3 protein-coding genes and 1 pseudogene are annotated in these 5,410 nt (G+C 71.6%); 3 read left to right on the top strand and 1 reads right to left on the bottom strand.

Annotated elements, in window-relative coordinates:
- Positions 1–650 (bottom strand): hypothetical protein (locus EYA84_RS25170; protein WP_394347613.1); only part of this gene is annotated, 650 nt, incomplete at its 3' end.
- Positions 651–682: 32 nt separating this feature from the next.
- On the opposite strand from EYA84_RS25170, the gene trmB reads away from it, so the two are divergent.
- From trmB to EYA84_RS25185, 3 genes and pseudogenes are all read left to right on the top strand, one after another.
- Positions 683–1,393 carry a tRNA (guanosine(46)-N7)-methyltransferase TrmB gene (gene trmB, locus EYA84_RS25175; RefSeq protein ID WP_131055958.1) on the top strand — a complete coding sequence of 237 codons (711 nt, stop codon included), beginning with the start codon at positions 683–685 and terminating at the stop codon, positions 1,391–1,393.
- Between the two features lie 75 nt (positions 1,394–1,468).
- Positions 1,469–3,973 carry an RNA helicase gene (locus EYA84_RS25180; RefSeq protein ID WP_131055960.1) on the top strand — a complete coding sequence of 835 codons (2,505 nt, stop codon included), beginning with the start codon at positions 1,469–1,471 and terminating at the stop codon, positions 3,971–3,973.
- Positions 3,974–4,094: 121 nt separating this feature from the next.
- Positions 4,095–5,410, top strand: a pseudogene (locus EYA84_RS25185) (hypothetical protein); the annotation flags it as partial.

Genomic DNA, 5,410 nt, shown 5'->3' on the forward strand with positions numbered 1-5,410 from the left:
AGATGTGAATACGAGACAGGGGTGGCGGCGACCCAGACGACCATGCCGGTGACGGTCAGCGCGAGCCCGCCGGGCAGCAGCAGACCGGAGGCGACCCCACCGGCACCGCCGCCGAATCCGGTAGCCGGGCCTCGGCTGGGCTTCATCTGGCGTACCACCTGGACCATCGTGGACGCGGTCTCGCCGCCCCGGCACTCCAGCTTGACCCGGTAGTTGCCGGGGAGCACCCGGTCCTTGACCATGGCCGTCCCGTGCAGCAGGCCGCGTTGCGGCTGCACCGCGACCCGGCCGAAGGCATCCGAGACGACGATCGCGCCGACCGAGTTGTCCTGACAGCTCGCCCGCAGGCCGACCAGGTGCCCCGGTTCGACGGTGCTGGGCATGACCTCGACGAAGACGTTCGGGCCGGGCTGTGGGGCGGCGGCCCGCGCGGGGCCGGCCGGCAGCACCGGTGCGACGAGGAGGGCCGCGAGCAGAGGCAGAGCGGCGGCGAGCAGCAGCGGGGCGGCGACCGAGGGCACCCGACGAATACGCGTCCCTGACACGATGCCCCCTCCCGGCGCGCCGGAGCAGTCGCCGGGCGCCGCTGCGGACACCCGGTCTGCCGTACGGGATGATGGTCTCACTCCCGGTCGTACCTCACATCCGATCCGGCGCGAAGCTCGCGTAGGCTCGGTTCGCTGTGACCTCCACCGACCCGCATCCCACCGCGTCCGCGCCGCCGTACCCGGCGCGACCGATCCGCACCTTCCACCCGCGTGGCGGCCGGATGAGCGACCGTCAGACGGCGGCGTTGACGCATCTGTGGCCGAGGTACGCCCTGCGGGTGGCCGACGTCGACCGACTCGACCCGGTCGACCTCTTCGGCCGGCGGGCACCGCTGGTGGTCGAGATCGGGTCCGGCATGGGCGACACGACCGCCGACATGGCCGCCGCCGACCCGGATCGAGACTATCTGGCGGTCGAGGTGCACACGCCGGGAATCGCGAACCTCCTGGACCTCGTGCACCAGCGTGAGCTGGGCAATCTCCGGATCGCCGAGGGCGACGCGCTGGACCTTCTCCGCCTGCTGCCGACCGACTCGCTGGACGCGGTGCACGTGTTCTTCCCGGATCCGTGGCCGAAGTCCCGGCACCACAAGCGGCGACTGATCCAGCCCGCGCACGTGGCGGTGCTGCGGTCCCGGTTGGCGCCGGGCGGCACGCTGCACTGCGCGACCGACTGGGCGGAGTACGCGGCGTCGATGCGGGTGACGCTCGACGCCGACCCGGGCCTGGTCAACCTCTACGACGGGTTCGCGCCCCGGCCGGCACACCGACCGGTGACCCGGTTCGAACGGCGGGCGCTGCGGGCGGGACGCCCGATCGCCGACCTGATGTACCGCCGCCGCTGAGCCGCCGCCGTCGCGGGTGCGGGGGTCGGGGCCGGTTGGCGTTTGTGGGGTTACGGAAGGCACGATGGACCGGCCATGACACTCACCGCCGCGCTGCCGAAGACCGCCGACCCCGACACCCTCTACGACGCGTTCGCCAGCTGGGCGTCCGAGCGCGGTCTGGACCTCTATCCCCACCAGGAGGAGGCGGTCATCGAGATCGTCTCCGGCGCGAACGTGATCATGAATACGCCGACCGGTTCCGGCAAGAGCCTGGTGGCGATCGCCGCGCACTTCGCCGCGCTGGCCGACAGCCGGACGACGTTCTACACCGCGCCGATCAAGGCCCTGGTGTCGGAGAAGTTCTTCGCGCTCTGCGAGGTGTTCGGCGCGGAGAACGTCGGCATGCTCACCGGCGACGCGAGCGTCAACGCCGACGCGCCGATCATCTGCTGCACGGCGGAGATCCTGGCCAACCTGGCGCTGCGCGAGGGCAGCCGCGCCGACGTCGGGCAGGTCGTCATGGACGAGTTCCACTTCTACGCCGAGCCCGACCGGGGGTGGGCCTGGCAGGTGCCGCTGATCGAGCTGCCGCAGGCGCAGTTCGTGCTGATGTCGGCCACGCTGGGCGACACCACCCGGTTCGTGGACGACATGGCCCGGCGCACCGGTCGGCCGACCGCCGTCGTCCGCTCGGCCGAGCGGCCGGTCCCGCTGCTCTTCTCGTACGCGATGACGCCGCTGCACGAGACGCTCGAAGAGTTGCTGCAGACCAAGCAGGCCCCGGTGTACGTCGTGCACTTCACCCAGGCCGCCGCGCTGGAGCGCGCACAGGCGCTGATGAGCGTCAACGTCTGCACCCGCGCCGAGAAGGACATGATCGCCCAGGCCATCGGCGGCTTCCGGTTCACCTCCGGCTTCGGCAAGACGCTGTCCCGGCTGGTCCGCCACGGCATCGGCGTGCACCACGCCGGCATGCTGCCGAAGTACCGCCGGCTGGTGGAGACGCTCGCCCAGGCGGGACTGCTCAAGGTCATCTGCGGAACGGACACCCTCGGCGTCGGCATCAACGTGCCGATCCGCACCGTGCTCTTCACCGGCCTCTCCAAGTACGACGGTGTGCGTACCCGGCTGCTCAAGGCCCGTGAGTTCCACCAGATCGCCGGCCGCGCCGGGCGGGCCGGTTTCGACACTCTCGGCCGGGTCGTCGTGCAGGCCCCCGAGCACGTGATCGAGAACGAGAAGGCGCTCGCCAAGGCCGGTGACGACCCCAAGAAGCGCCGCAAGGTGGTCAAGAAGAAGCCGCCGGAGGGGTCGATCGGGTGGGGCCAGCCCACCTTCGACCGCCTGGTGTCGGCCGAGCCGGAGCCGCTGACCTCCAGCTTCCAGGTCAGCCACTCGATGCTGCTCAACGTCATCGGCCGCCCCGGTGACGCGTTCGCCGCGATGCGGCACCTGCTCACCGACAACCACGAGGACGCGGCGGCGCAGCGCCGGCACATCCGCCGGGCGATCGCCATCTACCGGGCGCTGCGGGCCGGTGGCGTGGTCGAGGAACTGCCCGAGCCGGACGAGACCGGGCGACGGGTACGACTCACCGTCGACCTCCAGCTGGACTTCGCGCTCAACCAGCCGCTGTCGCCGCTCGCGCTGGCCACCATCGAGCTGCTGGACACCGAGTCCCCGTCGTACGCGCTCGACGTGCTGTCGGTGATCGAGTCGATCCTCGACGACCCGCGCCAGGTGCTCTCCGCGCAGCAGTTCAAAGCCCGTGGCGAGGCGGTCGCCGCGATGAAGGCCGACGGCATCGAGTACGAGGCCCGCATCGCACTGCTCGACGAGGTGACCTGGCCGAAGCCGTTGGCCGAGTTGCTGGAGAACGCGTACGAGATGTACCGGCAGGGGCATCCGTGGGTGGCCGACCACCAGCTCTCCCCCAAGTCCGTGGTCCGGGACATGTACGAGCGGGCGATGACGTTCACCGAGTTCGTGCAGTTCTACGGGCTGTCCCGGTCCGAGGGGCTGGTGCTGCGCTACCTCGCGGACGCGTACAAGACGTTGCGGCAGACGGTGCCCGAGGAGGCCAAGACCGAGGAACTCGTCGACCTGATCGAGTGGCTCGGCGAGTTGGTCCGGCAGGTCGACTCCAGCCTGATCGACGAGTGGGAGCGGTTGCGCAACCCGGGCGACCTGCCCGACGTCGCCGCCGCCCTGGACGACCGTCCGGTCGCGGTGACCCGCAACGCGCGGGCGTTCCGGGTGCTGGTGCGCAACGCCCTGTTCCGGCGGGTGGAACTGGCGGCGTTGCGGCACTGGGACGCCCTCGGCGAGCTGGACGTCGAGTCCGGCTGGAACGCCGACGCCTGGGCGGACGCGCTGGAGCCGTACTTCGAGTCGTACCCGGAGATCGGCACCGGCCCGAACGCCCGTGGGCCCGCGTTGCTCATGATCGAACAGGGCCGCGAGCGGTGGACCGTCCGGCAGATCCTCGACGATCCGGACGGCGACCACGACTGGGGCATCAGCGCCGAGGTCGACCTGGTCGCCTCCGACGAGGCGGGGGCAGCGGTGGTACGCGTCACCGACGTCGGCCAACTGTAGGAATCCGCTCCATCCCACGGGCACCGGCAGCGCGACGCGCCGAGCGTTCCGGGGCGTCGGCGTGCCCAGGGATTGTCGGCACAAAATGGGGCGTTCCTCAACAGTGGGGGTCGACGCTCACATGCCATCACATAGGCGACGGATCAAACCCGGGCAGCGCTCCGCCGACAGCGCCGTCGTGGTGCTCGTGGCGGCGTCCTTCGGCCCGTACGTGGTCTCCGGGGTCCGCACCGAGCAGCTCGCCGTCTGCGTCGTCGCGGTGCTCGCGTTCCTGGCCCGTGCCCGACGCCTACCGACCGCCCCCGGGCCGGTCGTGGCGCTCGCCGCCCTGCTCGTGGCCTATCCGGTCGTCGCCGCCGTGGCGTCGATCGGCGACGCCCACCTCTCCACCGGAATGCGCACGGTCGGTTTCTGGGCCGGGCTGGACAACCTGCTTCTGCCGGCGATCGTCCTGGCCGCCGGCTATCTGATCGTCTCGGGCGACGTCGACCGGCTGCGATTGCTGCGGTTCGCCGCCGGGACGCTCGTCACCGTCCTCGCCGCCAACGCGATCCTGGCGTACGCGATGCTGATGGACCCCGGCGCGTACGACCACATCCTGACCGCCTGGTGGAGCGGCGACGCCGGCACGGTGACCACCGCCGAACGGGCCGCCACGATGGGCCGCTACTCGGGCGTCTTCAACCAGCCCGCCGAGGCCGGGGTCATGTACAGCCTCGGGCTGGTCGCCGCCGTGTTCCTGCTGCGTCGCCGACCCGTCCCGCTCGCCGCCGCCGGGGTGCTCCTCACCATCGGCGGCCTCCTCACCGCGTCCAAGATCTTCCTGCTGGTCGGGCTGCCGGTGGCGATCTGGCAGACCTGGGCCGGTTCGCCGTGGCGTACCCGCGTCGGCGCCGCCCTCGCCGTCGGCGGCGTCCTGGCCGTCTTCGATCATCAGGCGCGGCGGCCCGACTCGCCGATCGGCGGCATGCTCCTCGACGCGTGGCTCACCCCCGGCGAGCAGTCCGGCAGCCTCCTGTCGCTGTACTCGGCCCGCCGGTTCGGTGAGAACTCGACGCTCGCCGACGCCGCCGGGATCGTGTTCACCCACTCGCCGTGGACCGGCTTCGGCATGGACGGCCTGCGGGTCGCCTACGACTCGGTGTGGGTGGAGGCACTGGTGATGGCGGGCGTCCTCGGCGTGGTGGCGCAGTCCGCGATCCTGACCATGCTGGTCGTACTCTGGTGGCGGTCCCGCCGCCGGACCGACCGCGCCGTGGTGCGCTTCGGCGCCGGGCTGCTGGTCGTGGTCGTCGTCGGGTCGCTGGGACTGCCCACCACCACGGTCAACCGGGTGGCGACGGTGGTCTGGTTGCTGGTGGCGCTGCTGCTCGTGACCCGACCGCCCACCCCGGCACCGACGCCGGCACCGCCAGCGGCCTCGATGCCGGCCCCGGT

Source organism: Verrucosispora sp. SN26_14.1, assembly GCF_004307965.1.
Lineage (GTDB): Bacteria > Actinomycetota > Actinomycetes > Mycobacteriales > Micromonosporaceae > Micromonospora.

Bases quoted from the DNA above. Each gene is read 5' to 3' on its own strand.
- EYA84_RS25180 (WP_131055960.1), top strand. From the start codon at position 1,469: ATGACACTCACCGCCGCGCTGCCGAAGACCGCCGACCCCGACACCCTC.